Annotated in this window: 19 protein-coding genes and 1 tRNA gene; 17 read left to right on the top strand and 3 right to left on the bottom strand. The window is 71.0% G+C overall.

Annotation, left to right across the window (positions count from 1 at the left end; genetic code table 11):
- The first annotated feature begins 267 nt into the window (after nt 1-267).
- From gnd to AR3_RS08760, 7 genes are all read left to right on the top strand, one after another.
- On the top strand, nt 268-1,188 hold the full coding sequence (gene gnd / locus AR3_RS08790) for a phosphogluconate dehydrogenase (NAD(+)-dependent, decarboxylating) (RefSeq protein ID WP_067911268.1): 921 nt from the start codon (nt 268-270) through the stop codon (nt 1,186-1,188).
- A gap of 121 nt (nt 1,189-1,309) precedes the next feature.
- Nucleotides 1,310-2,434, top strand: a complete 1,125-nt coding sequence (recF, locus tag AR3_RS08785) for a DNA replication/repair protein RecF (RefSeq protein ID WP_067911265.1) — start codon at nt 1,310-1,312, stop codon at nt 2,432-2,434.
- A 43-nt stretch (nt 2,435-2,477) separates the two neighbouring features.
- Nucleotides 2,478-3,221 carry a DciA family protein gene (locus AR3_RS32780; RefSeq protein ID WP_083951142.1) on the top strand — a complete coding sequence of 248 codons (744 nt, stop codon included), beginning with the start codon at nt 2,478-2,480 and terminating at the stop codon, nt 3,219-3,221.
- A 646-nt stretch (nt 3,222-3,867) separates the two neighbouring features.
- Entirely contained in the window at nt 3,868-5,805 is a 1,938-nt protein-coding gene (gene gyrB / locus AR3_RS08775; protein ID WP_083951140.1) for a DNA topoisomerase (ATP-hydrolyzing) subunit B, read from the top strand.
- Nucleotides 5,806-6,201: 396 nt separating this feature from the next.
- A complete protein-coding gene (gene gyrA, locus AR3_RS08770) occupies nt 6,202-8,715 on the top strand; it encodes a DNA gyrase subunit A (RefSeq protein ID WP_067911259.1) in 2,514 nt (837 codons plus the stop codon).
- 30 nt (nt 8,716-8,745) lie between these two features.
- Entirely contained in the window at nt 8,746-9,597 is an 852-nt protein-coding gene (locus AR3_RS08765) for a DUF3566 domain-containing protein (protein ID WP_227023353.1), read from the top strand.
- 89 nt (nt 9,598-9,686) lie between these two features.
- Nucleotides 9,687-9,760, top strand: a tRNA-Ile gene (locus tag AR3_RS08760).
- Nucleotides 9,761-10,548: 788 nt separating this feature from the next.
- Here AR3_RS08760 and AR3_RS08755 read toward each other — a convergent pair.
- Entirely contained in the window at nt 10,549-11,040 is a 492-nt protein-coding gene (locus tag AR3_RS08755; RefSeq protein ID WP_083951138.1) for an Lrp/AsnC family transcriptional regulator, read from the bottom strand.
- A 112-nt stretch (nt 11,041-11,152) separates the two neighbouring features.
- Here AR3_RS08755 and pdhA point away from each other — a divergent pair, with 112 nt between their 5' ends.
- The 3 genes from pdhA to AR3_RS08740 are packed head-to-tail and all read left to right on the top strand — an operon-like array spanning nt 11,153 to nt 14,768.
- Nucleotides 11,153-12,265, top strand: a complete 1,113-nt coding sequence (gene pdhA / locus AR3_RS08750; protein ID WP_067911256.1) for a pyruvate dehydrogenase (acetyl-transferring) E1 component subunit alpha — start codon at nt 11,153-11,155, stop codon at nt 12,263-12,265.
- A complete protein-coding gene (locus AR3_RS08745) occupies nt 12,262-13,278 on the top strand; it encodes an alpha-ketoacid dehydrogenase subunit beta (RefSeq protein WP_067911253.1) in 1,017 nt (338 codons plus the stop codon). The genes pdhA and AR3_RS08745 overlap by 4 nt, the downstream gene beginning before the upstream one ends.
- The gene (locus AR3_RS08740) at nt 13,275-14,768 is read left to right on the top strand and encodes a dihydrolipoamide acetyltransferase family protein (protein WP_067911250.1); all 1,494 of its coding nucleotides are present in this window, start codon (nt 13,275-13,277) and stop codon (nt 14,766-14,768) included. The genes AR3_RS08745 and AR3_RS08740 overlap by 4 nt, the downstream gene beginning before the upstream one ends.
- Nucleotides 14,769-15,647: 879 nt before the next feature.
- Here the strand turns inward: AR3_RS08740 and AR3_RS08735 are convergent.
- Nucleotides 15,648-15,959 carry a hypothetical protein gene (locus AR3_RS08735; protein ID WP_106259178.1) on the bottom strand — a complete coding sequence of 104 codons (312 nt, stop codon included), beginning with the start codon at nt 15,957-15,959 and terminating at the stop codon, nt 15,648-15,650.
- A gap of 211 nt (nt 15,960-16,170) precedes the next feature.
- On the opposite strand from AR3_RS08735, the gene AR3_RS08730 reads away from it, so the two are divergent.
- The 4 genes from AR3_RS08730 to AR3_RS08715 all read left to right on the top strand — a co-directional run bounded on the left by AR3_RS08730 (nt 16,171) and on the right by AR3_RS08715 (nt 20,458).
- Entirely contained in the window at nt 16,171-17,148 is a 978-nt protein-coding gene (locus AR3_RS08730) for a helix-turn-helix domain-containing protein (protein WP_169803799.1), read from the top strand.
- 594 nt (nt 17,149-17,742) lie between these two features.
- Entirely contained in the window at nt 17,743-18,726 is a 984-nt protein-coding gene (locus AR3_RS08725; protein ID WP_067911243.1) for an NsdA family TPR-like regulatory protein, read from the top strand.
- 122 nt (nt 18,727-18,848) lie between these two features.
- On the top strand, nt 18,849-19,202 hold the full coding sequence (locus AR3_RS08720; protein WP_227023361.1) for a YciI family protein: 354 nt from the start codon (nt 18,849-18,851) through the stop codon (nt 19,200-19,202).
- On the top strand, nt 19,199-20,458 hold the full coding sequence (locus AR3_RS08715) for an RNA polymerase sigma factor (protein ID WP_067911237.1): 1,260 nt from the start codon (nt 19,199-19,201) through the stop codon (nt 20,456-20,458). Before AR3_RS08720 ends, AR3_RS08715 begins: the two co-directional genes overlap by 4 nt.
- A gap of 14 nt (nt 20,459-20,472) precedes the next feature.
- Here the strand turns inward: AR3_RS08715 and AR3_RS08710 are convergent, their stop codons facing one another.
- Entirely contained in the window at nt 20,473-21,060 is a 588-nt protein-coding gene (locus AR3_RS08710; protein WP_217998499.1) for a TetR/AcrR family transcriptional regulator, read from the bottom strand.
- 192 nt (nt 21,061-21,252) lie between these two features.
- Here AR3_RS08710 and paaZ point away from each other — a divergent pair, with 192 nt between their 5' ends.
- The 3 genes from paaZ to paaB are packed head-to-tail and all read left to right on the top strand — an operon-like array spanning nt 21,253 to nt 24,562.
- Nucleotides 21,253-23,310 (top strand): phenylacetic acid degradation bifunctional protein PaaZ, encoded by a 2,058-nt coding sequence (gene paaZ / locus AR3_RS08705; protein WP_227023355.1) that lies wholly within the window; start codon nt 21,253-21,255, stop codon nt 23,308-23,310.
- Entirely contained in the window at nt 23,310-24,257 is a 948-nt protein-coding gene (gene paaA, locus AR3_RS08700) for a 1,2-phenylacetyl-CoA epoxidase subunit PaaA (protein WP_067911231.1), read from the top strand. The genes paaZ and paaA overlap by 1 nt, the downstream gene beginning before the upstream one ends.
- The gene (paaB, locus tag AR3_RS08695) at nt 24,254-24,562 is read left to right on the top strand and encodes a 1,2-phenylacetyl-CoA epoxidase subunit PaaB (protein ID WP_067911229.1); all 309 of its coding nucleotides are present in this window, start codon (nt 24,254-24,256) and stop codon (nt 24,560-24,562) included. Before paaA ends, paaB begins: the two co-directional genes overlap by 4 nt.
- The last annotated feature ends 11 nt before the right edge of the window (nt 24,563-24,573 follow it).

The following is a 24,573-nucleotide window of genomic DNA, read 5'->3' as shown; positions in this document are numbered from 1 at the left end:
GACCAGCCGGGCCGGGGCACGGGCCGGGCGCCGCCGGGGCGGCGCCATCCGCGTCCGGGCCGGAGCCGGGCGTCCTGTGGACGCACCGGACGGGCCGACCCGCGGACCGCGCCGGGACCGCCCGGTCACCGCCGGCGTCGACCGTGGGCGGGCCGTGCGGGCCGGGACGGCAGCGACCCGGCCCGGGAGCGGGAACCGCCGGGACGCGGCCGGCCGGCCGGACGCGCCGGGACGCCGACGCGCCGAACGCGACAGGGAGAGTTGAACATGGAGCTGGGGATCATCGGCCTCGGCAAGATGGGCGGGAACATGGCCGAGCGGCTGCGCCGCGGCGGCCACACCGTCGTCGGCTACGACCGCAACCCCGACGTCAGCGACGTCGCGTCGCTGGAGGAGCTGGTCGAGCGGCTGACCCCGCCCCGCGCGGTGTGGGTGATGGTCCCGGCGGGCGAGCCCACCCGCGACACCATCCACAGGCTGGGGGAACTGCTCCAGCCGGGCGACGTCGTCGTCGACGGCGGCAACTCCCACTACGTGGACGACCAGCGGCACGGCGCGGAACTGGCCGCCAAGGGCATCGGGTTCGTCGACTGCGGCGTCAGCGGCGGAGTGTGGGGCCTGGAGAACGGCTACGCCCTCATGGTCGGCGGCGAGGACGAGCACGTGAAGCGGCTCATGCCGATCTTCGAGACGCTCAAGCCGGAGGGCGAGTACGGGTTCGTGCACGCCGGCAGGAACGGCGCCGGGCACTTCGTCAAGATGGTCCACAACGGCATCGAGTACGCGATGATGCAGGCCTTCGGCGAAGGCTACGAGCTGATCGAGGCGAGCGGCCTGGTCGACAACGTGGCCGAGACGTTCCGCAGCTGGCAGGAGGGCACGGTCATCCGGTCCTGGCTGCTGGACCTGATGAACCGGGCGCTCGCCGACGACCCGCACCTGGAGGAGATCCGCGGCTACGCCGAGGACTCCGGCGAGGGCCGGTGGACGGTGCAGGCCGCCGTCGACCACGCCGTCCCCCTGCCCGCGATCACCGCGTCGCTCTACGCCCGGTTCGCGTCCCGCCAGGACGACTCCCCCGCGATGAAGGTCGTGGCGGCCCTGCGCAACCAGTTCGGCGGCCACGCCGTGGAGAGCGCCAAGGGCGCCGACTCCCCGGGGGCCGACGTCGCCGCGCCCCCCGCCTGATCCCCAGGCGCGCACCCCGAGCCCCCAGAGTTGTCCACAGGGGGTGTGGACAACTCTGGGGCGGATGTGGGAGACGAGGCGTGGCGAACGAGGGCGGCGGAAGGCTCTACGCTCGTGTTCCGTGCACGTCGCCCACCTTTCGCTCCAGGACTTCCGCTCCTACGCCTCCGCCGAAGTGGCGCTCGAGCCGGGAGTCAGCGCGTTCGTGGGCCCCAACGGACAGGGCAAGACCAACCTCGTGGAAGCCGTCGCGTACGTGTCCACGCACGGCAGCCACCGCGTCGCCACGGACGCCCCCCTCGTCCGGCAGGGTGCGCCCCGCGCGATCGTGCGCGCCGGTGTGGTCCGGGACGACCGCAAAGCCCTGATCGAACTGGAGATCAACCCGGGCAAGTCCAACCGCGCCAGGCTCAACCGCTCCCCCGTCTCCCGGCCCCGCGACATCCTGGGGATGCTGCGCACCGTCCTGTTCGCCCCCGAAGACCTGGCCCTGGTCAAGGGCGACCCGGGAGAGCGCCGCAGGTTCCTCGACGAGCTGCTGACCGCCCGCGCCCCCCGATTCGCGGGCGTGCGGTCCGACTACGAACGCGTCCTCAAGCAGCGCAACGCCCTGTTGAAATCGGCGGCCGCGCACAGGCGCGCCCCCGGCCCCGAGGTTCTGTCCACCCTGGACGTGTGGGACTCCCACCTCGCCCGTACCGGCGCGGAGCTTCTCGCGGCCCGGCTCGACCTGGTGGCGGCGCTGCGTCCGCTCATGGCGCGCGCGTATGAGGCGTTGGCGCCGGCCGGTGGAAAGGCCGACCTCGCCTACAAGAGCTCCCTGGGCGACGTCGAGTTGTCCACAGACCGTGCACAACTGGCCGAGGCGTTGCTCAAGGCGCTGAACGAGGCGCGCCGCCAGGAACTGGAACGCGGAGTGAGCCTCGTGGGCCCGCACCGGGACGAGCTGGTGATCCGGCTGGGGGACCTGCCCGCGCGCGGCTACGCCAGCCACGGCGAGTCCTGGTCGCTGTCCCTGGGGCTGCGGCTGGCGTCCTACGAGCTGCTGCGCGCCGACGGCGACGACCCCGTCCTGATCTTGGACGATGTGTTCGCCGAGCTGGACGCGGGCCGCCGCAGCCGCCTGGCGGAGATGGTCGCGCCCGCCGAGCAGGTCCTCATCACCGCGGCCGTCCCCGCCGACGTCCCGGACGAACTGACCGGCGCCTCGTTCGCCGTGTCCGGAGGCACGGTGACCCCCGCATGACCCTCCGGCCGGACCGGCCGCGGCGTCCCGCAAGCGAGCCGACATGAACGATCATCCACAGGATGTCCACAACTCCCCCGCATCGGGGGATTCCGCGCCGCACCTCTCCCCCGCGCCCTCTGCGGGGACATCCGATGCTTCTGAGCCGGCCCGCCCGCCCGCGCCTCGCAAAGGTGGGACGCCCCCTTCAGAAACCGCCGGCGGTGCGGCAGAGGCCGGCGGGAGCGGCGAGTCGAGTGCGCCGCGTCCACAGGGGACGAACGCCCCCGGGGACGGCGGCCCCGCGCGGCCTGCGGGCCACCCCCGACCATCCGCCAAGTCGGGGATAGAGCTCGCACGTGAGGCCCTGGCCCAGGCCAAGGCGGACGCCCGTAAACGCGGCTCGGTTCCCGGGCAGGGGCAGGGCGGCGGCCAGCGCAAAGCACCACGTCCCGTCCGGCTGCGCGAACCGGGACGGGGCGGCGACCCCAAACCGTTCGGCGCGGCCATCCGCGAACTGCTGGCCTCCCGGGGATGGGAACAGCGCGCGGCCATGGGCGGCGTCTTCGGCAACTGGCCGGGCATCGTCGGCCCGCAACTGGCCGAGCACACCCGCCCGGAACGTTTCGAGGACGGCGAGCTGACGGTCGCCGCCGACTCCACCACCTGGGCGACCCAACTGCGCCTCTTGTCGTCCACGCTCGTCAAGCGCCTGAACGAAGAACTCGGCCACGGCACCGTGCGACGCGTCAAGGTCGTCGGGCCGTCCACAGGCCCCCGCCGGCAGGGCGGCTGGCGCGTCCGCTGACCCCGGGCGATCCCGCGTCGCCCGTGATGAGCCGGTTTGGGGGGCGGCCGCGGACCGGGCTCGCGGCCGCTGGCGCGGCGAGACGGCCGGATGTCGGCGGCGGCCGCTAGTTTCGACCTGCCGCCCGGCGGGCGGAGCCCCGCCGCGGCCGGCGGCCGAACAAGCGAGCGGCGGCGCCGGAAGCGGAGCGGACCAGTGCTGGACGATGGCAGGACCACACCGCGGCGCGACCTACCGTGGCCGCGGGGAGACGCACGCCCGAGACGAACATCTGTTCGGAACGGCTACCGCCGAGTTCCGCTTCTAGCGCGCCGTAGGCCAAACGACACCCCCAGTCGAATGGGGGGATGTGTCTCCTCGCCCGCTCGGCCGCCACACGCGCACACAGCGCTCGTCAGTGCCACTTTTTGTCGGTTGGAGCCGGTAGAATGACGTTGGGTTCAGGATGCTGCGCCGTCACGGGTCGCCCGGCTCCCCTCCGACGCACCGGAGCACGTGGCGGGTCCTGCCGCTCATCGGCGTGCGGCCGAATCCACCAGGGCCCGCAGTGTTGCTTGGAGAAAGGGCGCTCTCACGTGTGTTACGGGGCACACCGCGTTCCGCCGCGGACGCGGGACGGCGAGCGTCCCCGGCAGGAGGATCTCCTTTGGCGTACGACGCTAGTTCGATCACTGTCCTCGAAGGGCTGGAGGCGGTTCGCAAGCGCCCCGGCATGTACATCGGCACCACCGGAGAACGGGGGCTCCACCACCTCGTCTACGAGATCGTCGACAACTCCGTCGACGAGGCCTTGGCCGGATACGCCGACACCATCGAGGTGACGCTGCTGGCGGACGGCGGAGTCCGCGTCTACGACAACGGCCGCGGCATCCCGGTCGGCGAGCACCCTGTGGAAAAGCGGCCCGCCATCGAGCTGGTGCTCACCACCCTGCACGCGGGAGGCAAGTTCGACGGCAAGTCGTACGCGGTCTCCGGCGGTCTGCACGGCGTCGGCTCGGCGGTGGTGAACGCGCTGTCCACCCGGTTGGAGGCCGAGGTCCGACGCGACGGCCACGTCTGGCGGCAGGCCTACACCTGGCGCGGCCCCGAGGCGCCCCTGGCCAAGGGCGAACCGACCGACGAGACCGGCACCACGATCACCTTCTGGCCCGACCCGGAGATCTTCGAGACCACCAAGTGGAACTTCGAGACCCTCTCCCGCCGGATGCAGGAGATGGCCTTCCTCAACCGGGGGCTGTCGATCACCCTGCGGGACGAGCGGCCGGACCACATCAACGGCGAACCCCGGGTCGTCCGCTACCACTACGACGGCGGCGTCGAGGACTTCGTCCGCTACATCAACAGCAAGAAGGACGCCGTCCACGACTCGGTGATCTACTTCAGCGACGACACCGAGGGCATGGCCGTCGAGATCGCCATGCAGTGGAACGCCTCGTACGCCGAATCGGTGCACACCTTCGCCAACACCATCAACACCGCCGAAGGCGGCACCCACGAAGAAGGCTTCCGGGCGGCGCTCACGGCCATCGTCAACCGGTACGCCAAGGAGCAGCGGCTCCTCAAGGACAAGGACGACAACCTCACCGGCGAGGACGTCCGCGAGGGCCTCACCGCCATCATCTCCATCAAACTCGCCGACCCCCAGTTCGAGGGCCAGACCAAGACCAAGCTCGGCAACACCGAGGCCCGGTCGTTCGTGCAGAAGGCCTGCCACGAACACCTGCGCGACTGGTTCGACCGCAACCCCGGCGAGGCCAAGGAGATCGTCCACAAGGCCATGCAGGCGGCGCGCGCCCGCATCGCCGCGCGTCAGGCCCGCGACCTGACCCGCCGCAAGAGCCTGCTCGAGTCGACCTCGCTGCCCGGCAAACTGGCCGACTGCCAGTCCACCGACCCCGCCAGGTCCGAGCTGTACATCGTCGAGGGCGACTCGGCCGGCGGCTCGGCCAAGGGCGGCCGCGACGCCAACTTCCAGGCGATCCTGCCCATCCGCGGCAAGATCCTCAACGTCGAGAAGGCGCGGATCGACAAGATCCTCAAGAACAACGAGGTCCAGGCGATCATCACCGCGCTCGGCACCGGCGTGCACGACGAGTTCGACATCTCCAAACTGCGCTACCACAAGATCATCCTGATGTCGGACGCGGACGTCGACGGCCACCACATCAACACGCTGCTGCTCACGCTGCTGTTCCGGTTCATGAAGCCGCTCATCGAGGCCGGGCACGTCTACCTGTCCCAGCCCCCGCTCTACAAGATCAAGTGGGACGCCCGCGGACAGGACGTCGACTACGCCTACTCCGACCGGGAACGCGACGCGATCATCGAGGCCGGCATCGCCGCGGGCAAGCGCGACCCCCGCCCCCGCGACCAGGTGCAGCGCTTCAAGGGGCTCGGCGAGATGAACGCCAACGAGCTGTGGGAGACCACCATGAACCCCGAGACCCGCATCCTGCTCCAGGTCACTCTCGACGACGCCGCCCAGGCCGACGAACTGTTCAGCGTGCTCATGGGCGAAGACGTCGAACCGCGCCGCGAATTCATCCAGCGCAACGCCAAGGACGTGCGCTTCCTGGACATCTGACCACCGCGTGCGTCCGATGACTCCGCCTCCGTCCCTCCGCCCCCGGCACCGGCGCGCCGACCGCCGCGTCGACGCCCCTGTCGACGCCCCTGTCGACAACCCTGTCGACCGGGACGGCCGACCCGGCGCACCGGCACCGGACGCCACCCCCGACGCGCGCGGCACCCGCCGCCCACGGCGCCGGCCCCCGCACCGCCCCGCAACGGGCGGCGCGGACACGCGAGCCCCACACCGGCCCGCAGGCCCCGCCACGGCGGCACCGCACGCACCCGGCGGAACGGACGGACGGCACAGGGGCCCACGAACACCGGGGGCGCGCGGCCCCCGGTCGGCGGCAGGCCGCACCTGCGAGCCGGGCGCCGACCGTACTTCACTCACTAGAAGAGGTCTTCAACAGTGACGGACGTGACCACCGAAGGCGGGGGGCGGCCCGAGCGGATCGAGCCGGTCGACATCCAGGTCGAGATGCAGCGCAGCTATCTCGACTACGCGATGTCGGTCATCGTGTCCCGCGCGCTGCCCGAAGTCCGCGACGGGCTCAAGCCCGTCCACCGGCGCGTGCTCTACGCCATGTACGACGGCGGGTACCGCCCCGACCGCGGCTACTTCAAATGCGCCCGCGTCGTCGGCGACGTCATGGGGAACTACCACCCCCACGGCGACTCCGCCATCTACGACGCGCTCGTACGGCTCGCCCAGCCCTGGGCGATGCGCTACCCGCTCGTCGACGGCAACGGCAACTTCGGCTCGCGCGGCAACGACCCCGCCGCGGCCATGCGGTACACCGAATGCCGCATGGCGCCGCTGGCGATGGAGCTGCTGCGCGACATCGACAAGGAGACCGTCGACTTCTCCCCCAACTACGACGGCCGCTCCGCCGAACCCGACGTCCTGCCGTCCCGCTACCCCAACCTGCTGGTCAACGGCTCGGCCGGCATCGCCGTCGGGATGGCCACCAACATCCCCCCGCACAACCTCCGCGAGGTCGCCGAAGGCGTCCAGTGGTACCTGGACCACTTCGACGCCTCCGACGAGGAGCTCCTCGAAGCCCTCATCGAGCGCATCAAGGGCCCCGACTTCCCCACCAGCGCCCTCATCGTCGGCCGCAAGGGCATCGAGGACGCCTACCGCACCGGCCGCGGCTCCATCACCATGCGGGGCGTCGTCGAGATCGAGGAGATCCAGGGCCGCACCTGCCTCGTCGTCACCGAACTGCCCTACCAGGTCAACCCCGACAACCTCGCCCTCAAGATCGCCGAACTGGTGAAGGAGGGCAAGCTCGACGGCATCGCCGACGTCCGCGACGAGACCTCCGGCCGCACCGGCCAGCGCCTGGTGATCGTGCTCAAGCGCGACGCCGTCGCCAAGGTCGTCCTCAACAACCTCTACAAGCACACCCAGCTGCAGGAGACCTTCGGCGCCAACATGCTGGCCCTGGTCGACGGGGTCCCGCGCACCCTGCGCCTCGACCAGTTCGTCCGCCACTGGGTCGCGCACCAGATCGACGTCATCGTCCGCCGCACCCGCTTCCTGCTGCGCAAGGCCGAAGAGCGCGCCCACATCCTGCGCGCCCTCCTCAAGGCCCTCGACCGGATCGAAGAGGTCATCGCCCTCATCCGGCGCTCCCCCAGCGCGCAGGAGGCCCAGCAGGGCCTGATGAACCTGCTGGAGATCGACGAGGTCCAGGCGCAGGCCATCCTCGACATGCAGCTGCGCAAGCTGGCCGCCCTGGAACGCCAGCAGATCACCGACGAGTACGACCGGCTGATGGCCGAGATCGCCGACTACAACGACATCCTGTCCTCCCCGGAGCGGCAGCGCCGGATCGTCGGCGAGGAACTGGCCCCCATCGTCGAGAAGTACGGCGACGAGCGCCGCACCCAGATCATCCCCTTCGACGGCGACGTCTCCTACGAGGACCTCATCCCCGAAGAGGACGTGGTCGTCACCATCACCCGCGGCGGCTACGCCAAGCGCACCAAGACCGACCTGTACCGGGCCCAGCGCCGCGGCGGCAAGGGCGTGCGCGGCGCCCAGCTCAAGCAGGACGACATCGTCGACCAGTTCTTCGTCACCACCACCCACCACTGGATCCTGTTCTTTACCGACAAGGGCCGGGTGTACCGGGCGAAGGCCTACGAACTGCCCGAGGGCGGCCGCGACTCGCGCGGCCAGCACGTCGCCAACCTGCTGGCCTTCCAGCCGGACGAACGCATCGCCCAGGTCATGGACCTGCGCGACTACGACGTGGCGCCCTACCTCGTGCTCGCCACCAAGCAGGGCAAGGTCAAGAAGTCGCCGCTGCGCGACTTCGACTCGCCCCGCAGCGGCGGCATCATCGCCATCAACCTCGCCGAGGGCGACGAGGTGATCGCCGCCCGGCTGGTGTCCCCCGAAGACGACCTGCTCATGGTCTCCACCGGCGCGCAGGCCATCCGCTTCCGCGCCGACGACGAGTCGCTGCGCCCGATGGGCCGCGCCACCAGCGGCGTCATCGGCATGCGGTTCGATGGCGACCACGAGGTCCTCAACATGCTGGTCGTCCAGGACGAGACGCACGACGTCCTGGTGGCCACCGAAGGCGGCTACGCCAAGCGCACTCCCGTGAACCAATATCCGGTGCAAGGCCGTGGGGGCAAGGGGGTCCTCACCGCTAAGATCGTGCAGGCGCGCGGCAAGTTGGTGGGGGCGCTGATGGTCGGCCCCGATGACGAGGTGTTCGCGATGACCTCCAACGGAGGCGTCATCCGCACCGCCGCGGCCGAGATCAAGCGCTCCGGCCGGCAGACCATGGGCGTCCGCCTCATGAACCTCGCCGACGGCGACAGCGTCGTCGCCATCGCGCGCAACGTAGAGTCCATGGAGGACTCGGACGCGGACAATGGCGCCGAGGAGAGCGACAGTGAATGACGTCCGTAGTCCGGCGGCCCAGGAGGAGACGTGAGCACCCAGCCCGGTAAGAGCACGGGGAAGGAATCCGGCTCCTCGTCCGGCTCATCCTCGGGCGCCTCGCCCAGCGGCTCCGGCGGCGGGCCCAACCCGACCTCGACCGCCTCGGCCGGCCCCGACCGGAAAGAGGCGCCCGCGAGCGTTCCCGACACGCCGGTGTCCGACGAGACCCGGCCGGACCTGCGCGCCGCCAAGGACGACGAGATCGCCCCGGTCAAGGACGAGGCGGCGGCCGACGGCTGGTCCAAGACCGCCGACACGCCGACGGGCCGCCCCGCGGGCTCCGGCTTCACCGGCACCGCCGTCAAGGACCGCACCGTGGCCACGCCGAGCACCCCGGCTGCTCCGGGCGCGGCGCCCGCGGCCGCGGCCACGGCCACGGCCACGGCACCGGCCGGCCCCGCCGGCTCGACCGGCCCGAAGCCCGCCGGGACGGCCCCGGGCCAGTCGTCGGCGCAGGCCCGCCCGACCCGCAAGGCCCAGCTTCAGCTGGCCCGCCTCGAGCCGTGGTCGGTCATGAAGTTCAGCTTCATGATGTCGCTGGTCTGCTTCGTGGTGCTGCTGGTCGCGGTGATCGTGCTGTACGTGATCCTGTCCGGCCTGGGCGTGTTCTCGGCGATCAGCGACACGGTCAACGACCTGACCCGCCAGCAGGGGGAGACCGGCGGCGGCGTGAACGCGGGCGGCTGGTTCTCGTTCGCCCGCATCTTCACCTACACGCTGCTGGTCGGCGCGCTGAACGTGCTGCTGATCACCGCCCTGTCCACGGTCGGCTCGGTCATCTACAACCTGGTCGCCGACCTCGTGGGAGGTGTGGAGGTCACACTCAAGGAGGCGGAGTAGCCTCGGGGGCCGCCGTCCGCCGAACTGATTACCGGTCGTGCCGCGGGATGAGGTACTCTCTCGGTACGCCGCAAGGACGGCGCCCCCAAGGGCGTATAGCTCAGTCGGTTAGAGCGCATCCCTGATAAGGATGAGGTCCGTGGTTCAAGTCCACGTACGCCCACGTTCCGCACCACTCGCCCTCAATTCCTTCTTCGGGGTGAGTGGTTTTTCTTGTCTCAACGGCCCCAGTGTCATGGTCTCGCACCCGGTCGCGGTGACCGAGGAGTTCTAGGCACAGTCCGGCAGCGCGCTCGCTCACTCTGATCGCCCCGGCCGTAGATGACCGTGGACTGTCGCTGATCGCCGCCCGCATGGCGGCTCCGGGGGCCGCCAAGTGACCGCGCCCATCCGACCGGCCCATCCGCGCGGGGTGCGAATCGGGTGTGCGATCGCCCCCCTGGGGGAGGCACGACTCCCTCGAGGGCAACCGGTCGTACTCGCTTTGTGCAAGTTAAACGCCCTCGCAAGCTGATCGTGTTCGGCGGGGTTGCACGGTCATGGTCTTGGGGCTGCCAGAGGTCTGTACGACATCCACACGCGCCCTGAGCCAGGCGCTTGGTGTTGTTGGTCCTGGCGGGCCTCCGAACCGGTCGTGCGCAGTTCGGCGGCCTTGGACCCGGGCGTTCGTCAGTCCTGGTCGGCACCTCCGGCCTGCCTGCGGTGTGGCTCGCTCACACCACGCCGCGGGCCGCGCAGTCGCGACGCCGCCTCCCCAGCACGCGGGCGTACAGCGGCCTCCAGGCCCTCAGCGCGGACCACAGGGCTCGATGATTGGCGATGACTCTATGCCGCTGCCGGAATGAGCCGTCGGGCGGTTCCGGGCGATCGGGATCGACGGGCTGGCCGCCACTGGTTTGCACGAATGCCCAGCGGCTCGCATGGCCCCCGACGACCGCACGGGGCGGCGGGTCAGCCGCCGGTGGTCTCTTCGAAGACGATCCAGGTGCGGGTGGAGCGGACGCCTGTGATCGCGTGGATGCCGGCGAGGACGACGTCGCGCAGGGTGGCCGTGTCGGGGGTGCGGACGAGCATGACCAGGTCGACGTCGCCGCCGACGAACGCCAGGTGTTGGACGTACGGCACTTCGCGCATTTTCACCGACACGTCCCGCCAGGAGTGCTGGTCGATGTTCACCAGGACGTAGGCGGTGGTGCCGAGGCCCGCGCGGACCGGGTCGATGCGGGCGCTGAAGCCGGTGATGACGCCGTCGGCGATGAGGCGTTCCAGACGGGCGTAGGCGTTGGAACGGGAGATGCGCACCCGTTCGGCGAGGGCTCGCACGGAGAGGCGGCCGTCCGCGCTCAGCTCGCGGAGGATCGCGCGGTCGATGGCGTCGAGGGGTGCCGCCGAATGTCCGGGGGATGGGGATGTGGGTGGGATGTTGAGCGACAGATGGTCCATGCGAGCCCCTATGTCGAGCCGAATGTCCGGACTTTAGCCCGGTTGTTGAGACGTATAGCCAGGTTGCTCCATATTCCTCCCAAAGACGGGTGAATGTGGAGGTCGGTGCCGTATGTCGGATCGACGTCGCGATACCAGACCCGAGGCGCTGTTGCCGTCCAAGCGTCCGGTCCGGTTCCTGACGGATACAGGCGCGCCAGCGCGCGGCAAGCCCGCCTATCCGGAGCCGGCGCCGGAGCTGCTGCGCCGTGCGTACCGGCACATGGTGGTAGGGCGCCGGTTCGATTCCCAGGCTACGGCGCTGACCAAGCAGGGGCGGCTGGCGGTGTACCCGTCGAGCAAGGGCCAGGAGGCCTGCCAGGTCGGTGGCGTGCTGGCTCTGGACGAGGGCGACTGGCTGTTCCCCACGTATCGGGACACGGTGGCCCTGGTGACGAGAGGTGTCGACCCGGTGGAGGCGTTGTCGCTGCTCCGGGGGGACGCGCATTGCGGCTATGACCCCTACCAGTACCAGGTCGCTCCCCAGTGCACTCCCCTGGCCACGCAGACGCTTCACGCTGCGGGGCTCGCGTATGCGGAACGCCGCAAGGGGACGGGGCGGGTCGCGCTCGTGTGCGTGGGCGATGGCGCCACGAGCGAGGGCGACTTCCATGAGGCGCTGAACTTCGCCGCCGTGTTCAAGGCGCCGGTGGTGTTCTTCGTGCAGAACAACCGGTACGCCATCTCCGTCCCGCTGGAGCGGCAGACCGCCGCGCCGTCGCTGGCGTACAAGGGCATCGGGTACGGGGTGCGTTCCGAGCAGGTGGACGGGAACGACGCCGTGGCCGTCCTGGCGGTGCTGGCCGAGGCCGTCCGGCACGCCCGTTCGGGTGCGGGGCCGTTCCTGGTGGAGGCCCACACCTACCGGATGGAGCCGCACACGAACGCCGACGACGCCAGCCGGTACCGCGAGGAGAAGGAGACGGAGCGCTGGCGGCAGCGTGACCCCATCGCGCGGCTGGAGGCCTACCTGAAGCGGCGCGGCCTGCTCACCGACGAGGAGGTGGCGTCCGTTGCGGCGGAGGCGGAGGAGTTCGCCGACCGGGTGCGGACCGCGATGAACGCTGATCCGCGGGTGGAGCCGCTGGAGCTGTTCGACCACGTGTACGGCACACGCACGCCGCAGCTTGAGGAGCAACGCGAGTTGCTGGAGGCCGAGCTCAAGGCCGAGGAGGCGCTGACATGACGACGATCACCATGGCGCAGGCGCTCAACGCCGCGTTGCGTGACGCCATGGAGGACGACGAGCGCGTGCTGATGTTCGGCGAGGACGTCGGTCAGCTCGGCGGCGTCTTCCGTATCACGGACGGCCTGACGGCGAAGTTCGGCGAGGACCGCTGCTTCGACACCCCGCTCGCCGAGTCGGGGATCGTCGGGTTCGCCGTCGGCATGGCCATGGGCGGGTTCCGGCCTGTCGTGGAGATGCAGTTCGACGCGTTCGCGTACCCGGCGTTCGAGCAGATCGCCTCGCATGTGGCGAAGATGCGCAACCGCACGCGGGGGCGAGTCACGCTGCCGATGGTGATCCGCGTCCCGTATGGCGGCGGCATCGGCGGCGTGGAGCATCACAGCGACTCCAGCGAGGCGTATTACGCGCACACCCCGGGGCTGAAGGTCGTCACGCCCGCGACGGTGGAGGACGCGTATTCGCTGCTGCGGGAGGCGATCGAGGACCCTGACCCGGTCGTGTTCCTGGAGCCGAAGAAGCTGTACTGGTCGAAGGCGTCGGTGGACCTGCCGGTGCGGGGCGAGCCGTTCGGGCGTGCGGTGGTGCGCCGTCCGGGCGGGGACGCGACGGTGGTGGCGTACGGTCCGTCCGTGCCGGTCGCCTTGGAGGCCGCCGAGGCGGCCGCCGAGGAGGGCTGGGACCTGGAGGTCATCGACCTGCGCACCATCGTGCCGTTCGACGACGCGACGGTGGCGGCGTCGGTGCGGCGCACCGGCCGGTGCGTGGTGGTGGCGGAGGCGGCCGGGTTCGCCGGTGTCGGCGCGGAGATCGCCGCCCGCGTGCAGGAGCGCTGCTTCCACAGCCTGCTGGCGCCGGTGCTGCGGGTGACCGGGTTCGACGTGCCGTATCCGCCGCCGATGGTGGAGCACCGCCACCTGCCGGACGTCGAGCGGATCCTCGACGTGCTGGAGCGGTTGCAGCGCGACGACGAGCCCGATGTCCGGTATCTGCCCGAGGCGGGTGCGGCATGACGGCGACGGTCACCGAGCAGGTGTTCCGCCTTCCCGATCTCGGGGAGGGGCTGACCGAGGCGGAGATCCTCCAGTGGCGGGTGAACGTGGGGGACTTCGTCACCGTCGACCAGGTCGTGGTCGAGGTGGAGACGGCCAAGGCGGCCGTCGACGTGCCGATTCCGATGGCCGGGAAGGTCGTGCGGCTGTACGGCGAGCCGGGGACGTCCGTGGCCGTGGGCGCTCCGCTGATCGCGGTGGCCGTTCCGGACGAGCGGTACCGGGAGGAGGAGCGCGCCGGGTCGGGCAACGTCCTCGTCGGCTACGGCACCGGTGGCGGCGGGGGCCGCTCGCGCCGCCGGGCTCGCGTCCGCCAACGGCAGGATGAGCAGCCGGCCGCGTCCGGTCCTGGGAAGGCCGCCTCTTCTTCCAAGAGCGACCCGCTGCTCGGGCCTGTCTCCGCCCTGGAGGGCGGGGTGTCCGGTGCGGTGGTGCCGTCGGTGTCGACGTCCCGCCTGGCGGGGACGCCGCAGGCCGGGGAGGCCGCCAAGCCCGCGGAGACCGCGGGCGGAAAGGCGTCGGGGCCCGGACGGAAGACGGCCGCGAAGCGGATGGGCGAGGTTCCGCGGGTCATCTCGCCGTTGGTGCGGCGGCTGGCGGAGGAGCACGGTGTCGATCTGACGTTGGTGACGCCGACCGGACCGCGGGGCGTCGTGCTCCGCCGCGATGTCGAAGCCGCGATCGCCGCGTCCCGTAACGCCGAGACCGCGCAGCCTGAGGTTGCGCCGGCCGCTGCCGCGCCGTCTCACGAGAGCGCGGAGGCGGAGCGGGTGCCGCTGGTGGGAGTGCGGCGGGCCATCGCCGAGAAGCTGTCGCGCAGCAGGCGGGAGATCCCGGACGCCACCACCTGGGTGGATGTGGACGCCACGGCCTTGGTGGAGCTCAAGGAGAGCATCAACCGGGCCTGCCCCGACGCCCGGATCGGGATGCTGGCGCTGCTGGCCCGTATCTGCGTGGTCGGGTTGCGGCGCTTCCCCGAGCTGAACGCCTACGTGGACGTCGAACGGCAGGAGATCGTGCGGCTGCCGCACATCAACCTGGGGTTCGCGGCGCAGACCGATCGGGGCCTGGTGGTGCCGGTGGTGCACGACGCGCACCGGCTCACGCTGGCCGAGCTCGCCGCGCGGCTGCGGGAGCTGACGGCGGACGCGCGCGACGGCAAGCTCACGCCGCAGCAGCTCACCGGCGGGACGTTCACGCTGAACAACTACGGCGTGTTCGGGGTGGACGGCTCCACGCCGATCATCAACCATCCCGAGGCGGCCATGCTCGGCGTCGGCCGGATCGCCGACCGGCCGTGGGGGTACGAGGGGGAGGTGCGGCTGCGCAAGGTCACGCAGCTGTCGTTCACCTTCGACCACCGTGTGTGCGACGGCGGTGTCGCCGGGGGTTTCCTGCGCTTCGTCGCCGATTGCGTGGAACGCCCCGAGGTCCTGATCACCCACCTGTAAGCGGCGACCGTCCTCCTTGGGCGGGCCGCCTCGGCTCGCAGACGACACATCGTCGCCGAGCAGCGGGTAACCGGTCGGGACGTGCCAAGACCGCCGTGGGGCGGGGTGCGGAGCAGCGCCCCACTCCGCGCCGCCGCCCCACGGCAAGCCGTCCGGACGAGAGGACGGCCAGGCGCTGTCGCCACGTCCGCCGCCCGATCGTGTCCCATTGCAACTGCGGGAAGAGGTCCACCGACGGCCCGAGGCTGGACGCGGTTCCGCCCGCGTCATCGAGTCGGTGAGCTGCGCCTTCCGCTGGCTCCGACCGGCGCTGCATCGCCGTTGCGTCCTGAAGCCGGCGACGCCAGAGGTGTCGGTGCTGATCGCCAGTGTCCCCGGGCATGGCCGACCGCGTGAGCGACGCTGAGATCGATGACCCGATCCGCCGCCTCGAGGCCTTGGAATGGATCCGCCATGCTCGGTTTTCCCTTCACGTCGGCTTGTCCAGGAAGCGCTGTAGCCACCTTCGACGCCGAGCCTCATGGCGACCTTGTGACACGGTGGGCGACGGTGCCCGAGACGGCGGTGTCGTGCACGGACGTGGGGGCGTGGGAGGGGACCAGAGGCCCGCTGTCATTCCAGCAGCCCCTGGCGTGGCCGGGGCCTGCGGTGGGAGGACGTGTGGGATGCCCGCGTTCTCCAGATGCCGCCGCAGCTCGTCGGGGTCGTGTGCCTCCACCATGCGGACGGCGCCCGAACGATCGCGCCAGGCCGCCCACAGGCTTCCGGTGAACTCCCCGTGCCAGATCATCGCCCGGGGGAACCGGGCGCGCAGCGCGGCGAGCACGCAGTCGACGTCGACCTCGGCCGCCCACGAGCGCACGCCGATCGCCGGCGCGGTCACGACGACGACTCCGGCCGCCGCGACAGACAGGCGTGGATGTACATGGCGGCGTCTTCCACCTGGTCGGCCGGGGCGATCGGCTCACCCCACGAGGTGAAGAACCACAGTGTCCCGCCGTCCTCGGCACGCGGTCGGCACGACACCGTGTCCGACGCGTACCGGCTGTCGTCGCAGCACCCCGGGACGTCCTTGTTCACCACGCGCAGCCCGCGCGGCGTTGTGGTGACTGCGAGCCGCCGCGCGGACAGATTCATTGCCAATGCGGCCAACGGGCCAGAGTGGTCGAATTCGCCCGTACGATCGTTCATGGCCGGAGGGTCCTTCCGGTCAAGGCCCCGGCCGACGCCGCACTCGTCGTTCCGGGGCCGTCCTGTCTTCGGGGATGACGTCGAAGCCGTCCATCGTTCGTTGGGCAGATCGACGTCGCGAGTCACACATTGCCGCCGGGCAACAATTTCGGCAATGGCCGCATGCGGCATTCGCTTTGCCGTCGCGCGGCAATGAGCGACAATGCGGCGCATGGCGAACCGCATCCCTGCCGCCCGCCGACGCGAGATCGAACGCAAGGCCACGGAAATTCGCCTTGACGGCATCCGCCGCGGGCTGGCCACGGAAGAAATCGTTGATCGTATGCTGCGCGCGCTCGGCCCTGAGCTGTTCCCTCTGGAAGCGTGGCGTCTTGCGAACGGCTGGTCTCGTGCGGAGGTGTCGGCGCGCTTGGACTCGCTCTACGAACGCGATGGACTCGCCCCGCCCGGCATCGATGCGGCCACGCTGTGCCGTTGGGAGCATGGCGAGCGCCGCCCCAGCGAAGAGCGAATCGACTACCTGTGCCGCCTCTACCGCACCCGGCCGGATCGGCTCGGCTACGGCACCGACCACACCCCCGGTGAGGTCGGCCATCTCCAGCGCGCGGGCATCATCGACGCCTACCCGCACACCACCGAGGAATCCGAGCACGATCTGATCAGCCGCATTCGCAACGCGCGCGAGCGGATCAACATGTTCGGACTTACCCGAAATTTCTATGCGCGCGAGGACGTATTGCCGGTATTTGCGGAGAAAGCGGCGGCCGGGGTGCCGGTCCAGCTGTTCATCATGGATCCCTACTGCGACTCGCGCCGTGATCGGTACCGGATCGAGCCCGCCGAGGCCGCGATGGAAGATCCTGACCGTTACGTCCGCGAGGTGCTGCGCCCCCTCAGCGCGGCTGCGGCCCGTCACGAACGGCTTCGGATCTTCCTTTACAACTTCCCGTGCTCGTTCGCGATCGAAGAGATCGACGACGTCTGTCGGGTGATGCTGTACGGGCACGGCAAGCGCGGCACGCAGGGGCCGATCGTGACGTTCGCCGAGGGGTCCTCGTCCCACGCCTACTTTGTGGACCAGATCCGCTGGTTGGAGCGACTGTCGCAGGGTGACACCCCCGAGCCGTGGGCGTCCAAGGGAATTCGCGTCACCCCCCTCAACGTGGACGCGCTGTCGCCCCGGCTCTAGAGGCGGGGTCGCACCCCGATGCCGTCGAACAGGGTGCGTTGTCCTTCTTCTGGAGTCCTCATCACCCCTAGAGAGATCACAACGAGCGTCAGTAGCCGCGTCGCTTTGGTCCGTCGTGGTCCTTATCACCCTGGAGGGAGCGCCATGCGGCTAGCCGTCCGCCACCTGGGACGAGAAGACGCTGGCTTTCTGGCAAGACCCCTAGGCGACACAGCGCTCGTCGAGTCCGGGGCCGCTTTGAGTTGTGGGGGCGACCAGTCAATCCGCGTCGCATGCCGTATAGGCGGGGACACAATGGATGGCACGGTGACTGAGGGGCAGGGAGCACCAGGCGGATCGGTCACCCCATCGGGTGTTGCGCCGCGGATAGGCACGACGGGCAACGACGGCCGCACCAGGAGCCGTGCCGCCGGAGCATCGAGACCTGCCGCCGGCTCGGGCGAGAGGTCTGCGGCCGTGCCGGGGACGCGCCTGCCGTCCGCGCCATCTCGCATAGTGACTGAGAGGTAGCGCGATGGCCATTGCCGAGGGGGGCGGAGGATCGGTGCGCGGCTGCGTGCTGAGCGTGAGCGACGCCGCTGGTCGAAGCCGGAAATGGCTCGTCGGCTCGCCGAGCATGTGTCCGAGCAATGCCCTGACCTGGACACGCTGATCTCGTACGTCAAGCGGTGGGAGGCGGGCAAGGTCGGCGTCAGCGATCGTTACCGGGTTGCGTATGCCGCCGCGTTCGGAATGGGCGTGGATGATCTGTTCGATCTTGATGCGGGTGCTCGGTCTTCTTTGTGGCGTCCGGCGGGTTTGAACGGCGAATTCACGCCGGATGACGAGGAGCGGCTGACTCTGGTGTCGCTGCGTCCGGCCCGGCTGGATTCAGGCACGCTGGAGACTTTGGCGACCGTGCTCGCCGCGCAGCGGCGGCTGGAGGACGCGGTCGGCGCCGCAGCCCTTCTGGCCCCTGTGGCGGGGCAGCTTGACGTGCTCATGGTGATGCTTCGGGACGCCTCCGGGCCGTTGCGAGATCAGCTGGGCCGGATCGTGGCCGAATGGACCGTCTACACCGGGTGGCTGCACGCGGCGCTCCGGCGGGACGCTCAGGCGCTGGCGTTGTTCGGGCGCGGGGAGGAACTCGCCGACGAGTTCGGGGACGGCACCATCGCGGCCGTCGCGACGAGCTTCCGCGGGTATGTCGCCCGCCGGCAGGGACGCCCTCACGCGGTCGTCCGCGCGGCCAGCGCGGCCCTGGCGACGCCCGGCGGCCACCCTGTTCAGCGGACGTTCGACCAGTTGCAGGCCGCTCAGGGGTACGCGGCTCTTGGGGACGTTGAGCGGGCGCGGCGGTTGCTCGACTCGGCCGCCGAGCGGGCCGCCGACGGTGTTGAGCCGCCGCCCCCGGTGTACTGGTATTCGGAGGCGTTCTTCCAGCTCAACATCGGGATGGTGCTCGGCGACATCGGCGAGTACTCGGACGCGGCCGCGCTGCTGGGTGAGGGGTTGCGCGCCATGCCCCCTGAGCAGGCGGGGGCGGAGTGGCTCGGGGAGTACAGGGCCGCGTTCGACCGGGCGCGGGACCGGGCCTGACGTCGCGGGCGGTGAGAAAAAATCTTCGCGGGGGATGTCGAGGTGTGCGCGCCGGCTCCGACTCGTTGACGGAGGGCGCCGCCGGGGCGCTCCGCCCGTGAAGGAGGCCGACCGTGAAATACATGATCATCATTTACGGCAACCAGGAGCTGTGGGACTCGTTCTCCGCCGAGGAGTTCCAGAAGGCGGTCGCCGAGCAGGACGCGTTCAACCGCAAATTCGCCGAGACGGGCGAGCTGCTCGGCGCGTACGGCAACGCCGACGCGTCCCAGGCGAAGACCGTGCGGGTCCGCGACGGGGTGCCGGCCGTGACCGACGGCCCGTACCTGGAGACCAAGGAGTACATGGCCAGCTGGTACCTGGTCGACGTGGAGAGCGAGGAACGCGCCCTGGAGATCGCCGCCGAGGTGCCGTACGCGTCGATCGGGGCGGTCGAGGTGTGGCCGATCTTGCATGAGGCGGCCGACGGCGAGTGACCGCGGAACGGTTGGAGGACCTGCTGCGCCCGCTGGCGCCGCAGGTCCTCGGCGCGTTGATGCGCCGGTACGGCCAGTTCGAGGGCTGTGAGGACGCGGTCCAGGAGGCGCTGCTGGCGGCGGCCGTGCAGTGGCCCCAGGAGGGCGTGCCGGACAACCCTTACGGGTGGCTGGTCACCGTCGCCACGCGGCGGTTCACCGACTGGGTGCGCAGCGAGGCGGCCCGGCGGCGCCGTGAGGACGCGGAGCTGCTCGCCACCCCGCCGTCGATGTTCGTCGCCGCCCCCGCCGACCAGCCGCCCGCGGACGGGCACGACGACACGCTGACGCTGCTGTTCCTGTGCTGCCATCCGTCGCTGTCCCCTGCGTCGCAGGTCGCGTTGACGCTGCGGGCGGTCGGCGGGCTGACCACGGCGGAGATCGCGCACGCCTTCTTCGTCCCGGAGGCGACGATGGCGCAGCGGATCAGCAGGGCCAAGCGAACGGTTCGGGAAGCGGGCGGCCGGTTCGCCCTCCCGCCGCCCGAGGAGCGCGCCGACCGGCTGAAGGCGGTCCTGCACGTCCTCTACCTGATGTTCAACGAGGGCTACACGACCAGCTCCGGCGACGCGCTGCAGCGTCCCGACCTCACCGCGGAGGCGCTGCGGCTGACCCGTCTGCTGCACCGCCTGCTGCCGGACGAACACGAGGCGGCCGGGCTGCTGGCGCTGATGCTGCTCACCGAGGCGCGGCGGGACGCCCGCACCGGGGACGACGGGTCGCTCATCCCGTTGGAGGAGCAGGACCGCGGCCGGTGGGACCGGGAGCTGATCGCCGAGGGCGTCGACCTCGTCTCCGCGACGCTGGCGCGCACCCGGGCGCTCGGCCCGTTCCAGCTCCAGGCGGCGATCGCCGCTGTGCACGACGAGGCGGCGTCCGTGGAGGAGACCGACTGGCCGCAGATCCTCGCGCTGTATGAGCTGCTCGAACGGGTCGCGCCGAATCCGATGGTGACGCTCAACAAGGCCGTCGCCGTCGCGATGGTGCACGGTGCCCAGGCGGGTCTGCGGATCGTGGACGAGCTGGAGGCCGATGACCGCATGGCACGGCATCACCGGCTGCATGCCGTCCGCGCGCATCTGCTGGAGAGGGCGGGGCGGCCAAGGGAGGCGCGCGAGGCGTTCCGTGCGGCGGCGCGCCTGGCGACGAACCTGCCCGAGCAGCGTTACCTGCGGCTGCGCGCGGCGACGCTGTCCTCTGACAGCGCGGATGGGTGAGCCGGGCCGTCCGGCTAGGGCTGCGTGTTGTCGGCGTTGGCGGCGGGGGTCTGCGCGTCTGCGGGGTGGGGGCGGCGGACGCCGGTGAAGGCGATCTTGCAGACGGTGTCGGCGAGTTCGGCGGCGCTGCGGCGTCCCTGCGGGCGGTACCACTCGACCAGGGAGTTGACCATGCCGAACAGCAGCCGGCTGGTGATCGCCGGGTCGACGTCGGGGCGGATGTCGCCTTCGGCGACGGCCTGGGCGACCAGGTCGGCGACCATCCGGTCGAACTCGCGGCGGCGGGCCAGGGCGCGGCGCTCGACGGGGGTGTTGCCGCGCACCCGCAGCAGCAGGGTGACGAACGGCAGCCGGTCGACCAGGACGGTCACGCTGGCGCGCACCAGGTGCTCCAGGCGGTCGACGGCGCGTCCCTCCACGGCCGCGGCCTCGTCGGCGGCGGCGAACAGCCCGTCGAGGGCGCGGTCGACGGCCAGGCGCAGCAGCTCGTCCTTGCCGGAGACGTGGTGGTAGATGGCGGACTTGCTGATGCCGAGCCGCTTGGACAGCTCGTCCATGCTGGTGCCGTCGTAGCCGCGCTCGTTGAACACCTTGACGGCGATCTGGAGCAGGGAGTCCTTGTCGTAGCCGGGACGGCCCCGCCGCGTCTGCCGTTCGTCCGCCGTGGTCACGCCGCCCAGTATCGCAGGCTCCGGGACGGGACCGGGCCTGGCGTGAGCTCGTGCCACGGGTTACTATCCCAACTGAACGTCCGGTCAGTAATTCGGGTCGGAAGACGAGGTGAGGAGGCCCGTATGGGCGCGATGGCTCCGTTGCGCAGCTACGTCTCGGGGGCCTGGCAGGCTCCGGGGGACGAGGGCGCGCCGCTGCTGGACGCGGTGACCGGCGAGGAGGTCGCCCGGTTCGCCGCGGCGGCCGACGTCGACCGGGCGGCGGCGCTGGAGTACGGCCGCCGGGTCGGCGGGCCCGCGCTGCGCGAGCTGACCTTCCACCAGCGGGCCGCGCTGCTCAAGCAGCTCGCCCTGCACCTGCGCGAGCACCGCGAGGAGCTGTACGCGCTGTCGGCCCGCACCGGGGCCACCCTCGCCGACTCCAAGATCGACGTGGACGGCGGCATCGGCGTGCTGTTCACCTACGCCAGCAAGGGCAAGCGGGAGCTGCCCAACGACACCGTGTACGTCGACGGGGCCGTGGAGCCGCTCAGCAAGAACGGCACGTTCGTCGGCCAGCACGTGTGCACGCCGCTGCGCGGCGTCGCCGTCCAGATCAACGCGTTCAACTTCCCCGTCTGGGGGCCGCTGGAGAAGTTCGCGCCGGCGTTCCTGGCGGGCATGCCGAGCCTGATCAAGCCCGCGCCGCAGACGGCCTACCTCACCGCCCGGCTGGTCGAGCTGATCGTCGAGTCGCGGATCCTGCCGGAGGGCGCCCTGCAGCTGCTGTGCGGGGAGCCCGGCGACCTGCTCGACCACCTCACCGAGCAGGACCTGGTGGCGTTCACCGGGTCGGCGGCGACGGCGCGGCTGCTGCGCACCCACCCGGTGATCGTCGAGCGGGCGGTGCGGTTCAACGCCGAGGCCGACTCGCTGAACTGCTCGATCCTCGGCCCCGACGCCGAGCCCGGCACCGCCGAGTTCGACCTGTACGTCAAGCAGCTGGTCGCCGAGATGACGGTGAAGGCGGGGCAGAAGTGCACCGCGATCCGCCGCGCGCTGGTGCCCGCCGACCGGATCGACGCGGTCGCCGAGGCGGTCCGCGAGCGGCTCGCCCGCGTGAAGATCGGCAACCCGGCCAACCCCGAGGTGCGGATGGGCGCGCTGGCCACCCTGGACCAGCGCGAGGAGGTCCGGCGGGGCCTGAAGGCGCTGACGGACGCGGCCGGCATCGTGTTCGGCGACCCGCGGCGCGTCGAGGTGATCGACGCCGACCCGGAGCGCGGCGCGTTCCTGTCGCCGGTGCTGCTGCGCGCCGACGACCCCGAGCGGCCCGAGCCGCACGAGGTGGAGGCGTTCGGCCCGGTCAGCACGCTGCTGCCGTACCGGGACGCCGACCACGCCGTGGCGCTGGCGGACCGCGGCCGCGGCAGCCTCGCCGGGTCGGTGGTGAGCGCCGACCCCGAGTTCGTCCGGCGCGTGGTGCTGGGCGCGGCGTCCTCGCACGGCCGGCTGCTGGTGTTGAACGCCGAGGACGCCAAGGAGTCCACCGGGCACGGGTCCCCGCTGCCGATGCTGGTGCACGGCGGGCCGGGCCGCGCCGGCGGCGGCGAGGAGATGGGCGGCATCCGCGGCGTCCTGCACCACATGCAGCGCACGGCCGTGCAGGCCGACCCGGCCATGCTCAGCGCCGTCACGGGGCGGTGGGTGGACGGCGCGCCGCGCAACACCGAGGACGTCCACCCGTTCCGCAAGTACCTGGAGGAGCTGCGCGTCGGCGACACGGTCGTGGCCGGGCCGCGCACGGTGACGCTTGAGGACATCGAGCACTTCGCCGAGTTCACCGGGGACACGTTCTACGCCCACATGGACGAGGAGGCCGCGAAGGCCAACCCGTTCTTCGGCGGGCGGGTCGCGCACGGCTACCTGGTGGTGTCGTTCGCGGCGGGCCTGTTCGTCTCCCCCGAGCCCGGCCCGGTGCTGGCCAACTACGGCCTGGAGAACCTGCGGTTCCTGGCGCCGACGTTCCCCGGCGACGAGCTGACCGTGAAGCTGACCGCCAAGCAGATCACGCCGCGGGAGGGCGCCGACTACGGCGAGGTCCGCTGGGACACCGAGGTGACCCGGCAGGACGGCGTCACGGTCGCCAAGTACGACGTGCTGACCCTGGTGGCCAAGCGGCCCGCCGGGAAGGAGTCCTGATGGCCGAGCAGAACGCGCTGGCGGAGCACTTCGAGCGGACGATCGAACGCGACCAGCGGATCGAGCCGCGCGACTGGATGCCGGACGCCTACCGGAAGACGGTGCTGCGGCAGGTCGCCCAGCACGCCCACTCGGAGATCATCGGCATGCAGCCGGAGGGCGCGTGGATCACCCGGGCGCCGTCGCTGCGGCGCAAGGCGATCCTGCTGGCCAAGGTGCAGGACGAGGCCGGGCACGGCCTGTACCTGTACGCGGCGGCCGAGACCCTCGGCGGCGACCGGATGGAGCTGACCGAGCGGCTCATCGCCGGCGCGCAGAAGTACTCGTCGATCTTCAACTATCCGACGCTGACGTTCGCGGACGTGGGCGTCATCGGGTGGCTGGTGGACGGCGCCGCGATCTGCAACCAGGTGCCGCTGTGCCGCAGCTCCTACGGCCCGTACGCGCGGGCGATGATCCGCATCTGCAAGGAGGAGTCGTTCCACCAGCGGCAGGGCTACGAGCTGCTGATGACGATGATGCGCGGCACCGACGCGCAGCGGGAGATGGTGCAGGACGCGGTGAACCGCTGGTGGTGGCCGTCGCTGATGATGTTCGGGCCGCCGGACGCCGAGTCCACGCACACCGCCCAGTCCATGGCCTGGAAGATCAAGCGGCACACCAACGACGAGCTGCGGCAGCGGTTCGTCGACATGACGGTGCCGCAGGCCGAGGCGCTCGGCGTCACCCTGCCCGACCCCGACCTGCGCTGGAACCCCGAGCGCGGCCACTACGACTTCGGCGAGGTGGACTGGGACGAGTTCCGGCGAGTGATCAGCGGTGACGGCCCGTGCAACGCCGAGCGGATCGCGGTGCGGCGGGCCGCGCACGAGGAGGGCGCCTGGGTGCGCGAGGCGGCCGCGGCGCACGCGGCCAAGCGGGCGCGGCGCGCGAAGGAGGCGGCATGAGCGAGGAGCAGCACGGCACGGTGCGGGCGCAGTGGCCCCTGTACGAGGTGTTCGTCCGCGGCAAGCGCGGCCTGAACCACGTGCACGTCGGGTCGGTGCGCGCGCCCGACCCGGAGATGGCGCTGCGCAACGCCCGCGACCTGTACACGCGCCGCAACGAGGGCGTGAGCATCTGGGTGGTGGAGGCGAGGCACATCACCGCGTCCAGCCCGGACGAGAAGGACCCGTTCTTCGCGCCCAGCGGCGACAAGGTCTACCGACACCCGACGTTCTACGACATCCCCGAGAACGTCCCGCACATGTGAGCGTCGCCATG

The organism is Actinomadura rubrobrunea NBRC 15275 (assembly GCF_001552235.1).
GTDB lineage: Bacteria > Actinomycetota > Actinomycetes > Streptosporangiales > Streptosporangiaceae > Spirillospora > Spirillospora viridilutea.
The sequence above is the reverse complement of the archived record's forward strand: the minus strand, read 5'-3'. Positions and strand labels throughout refer to the sequence as shown.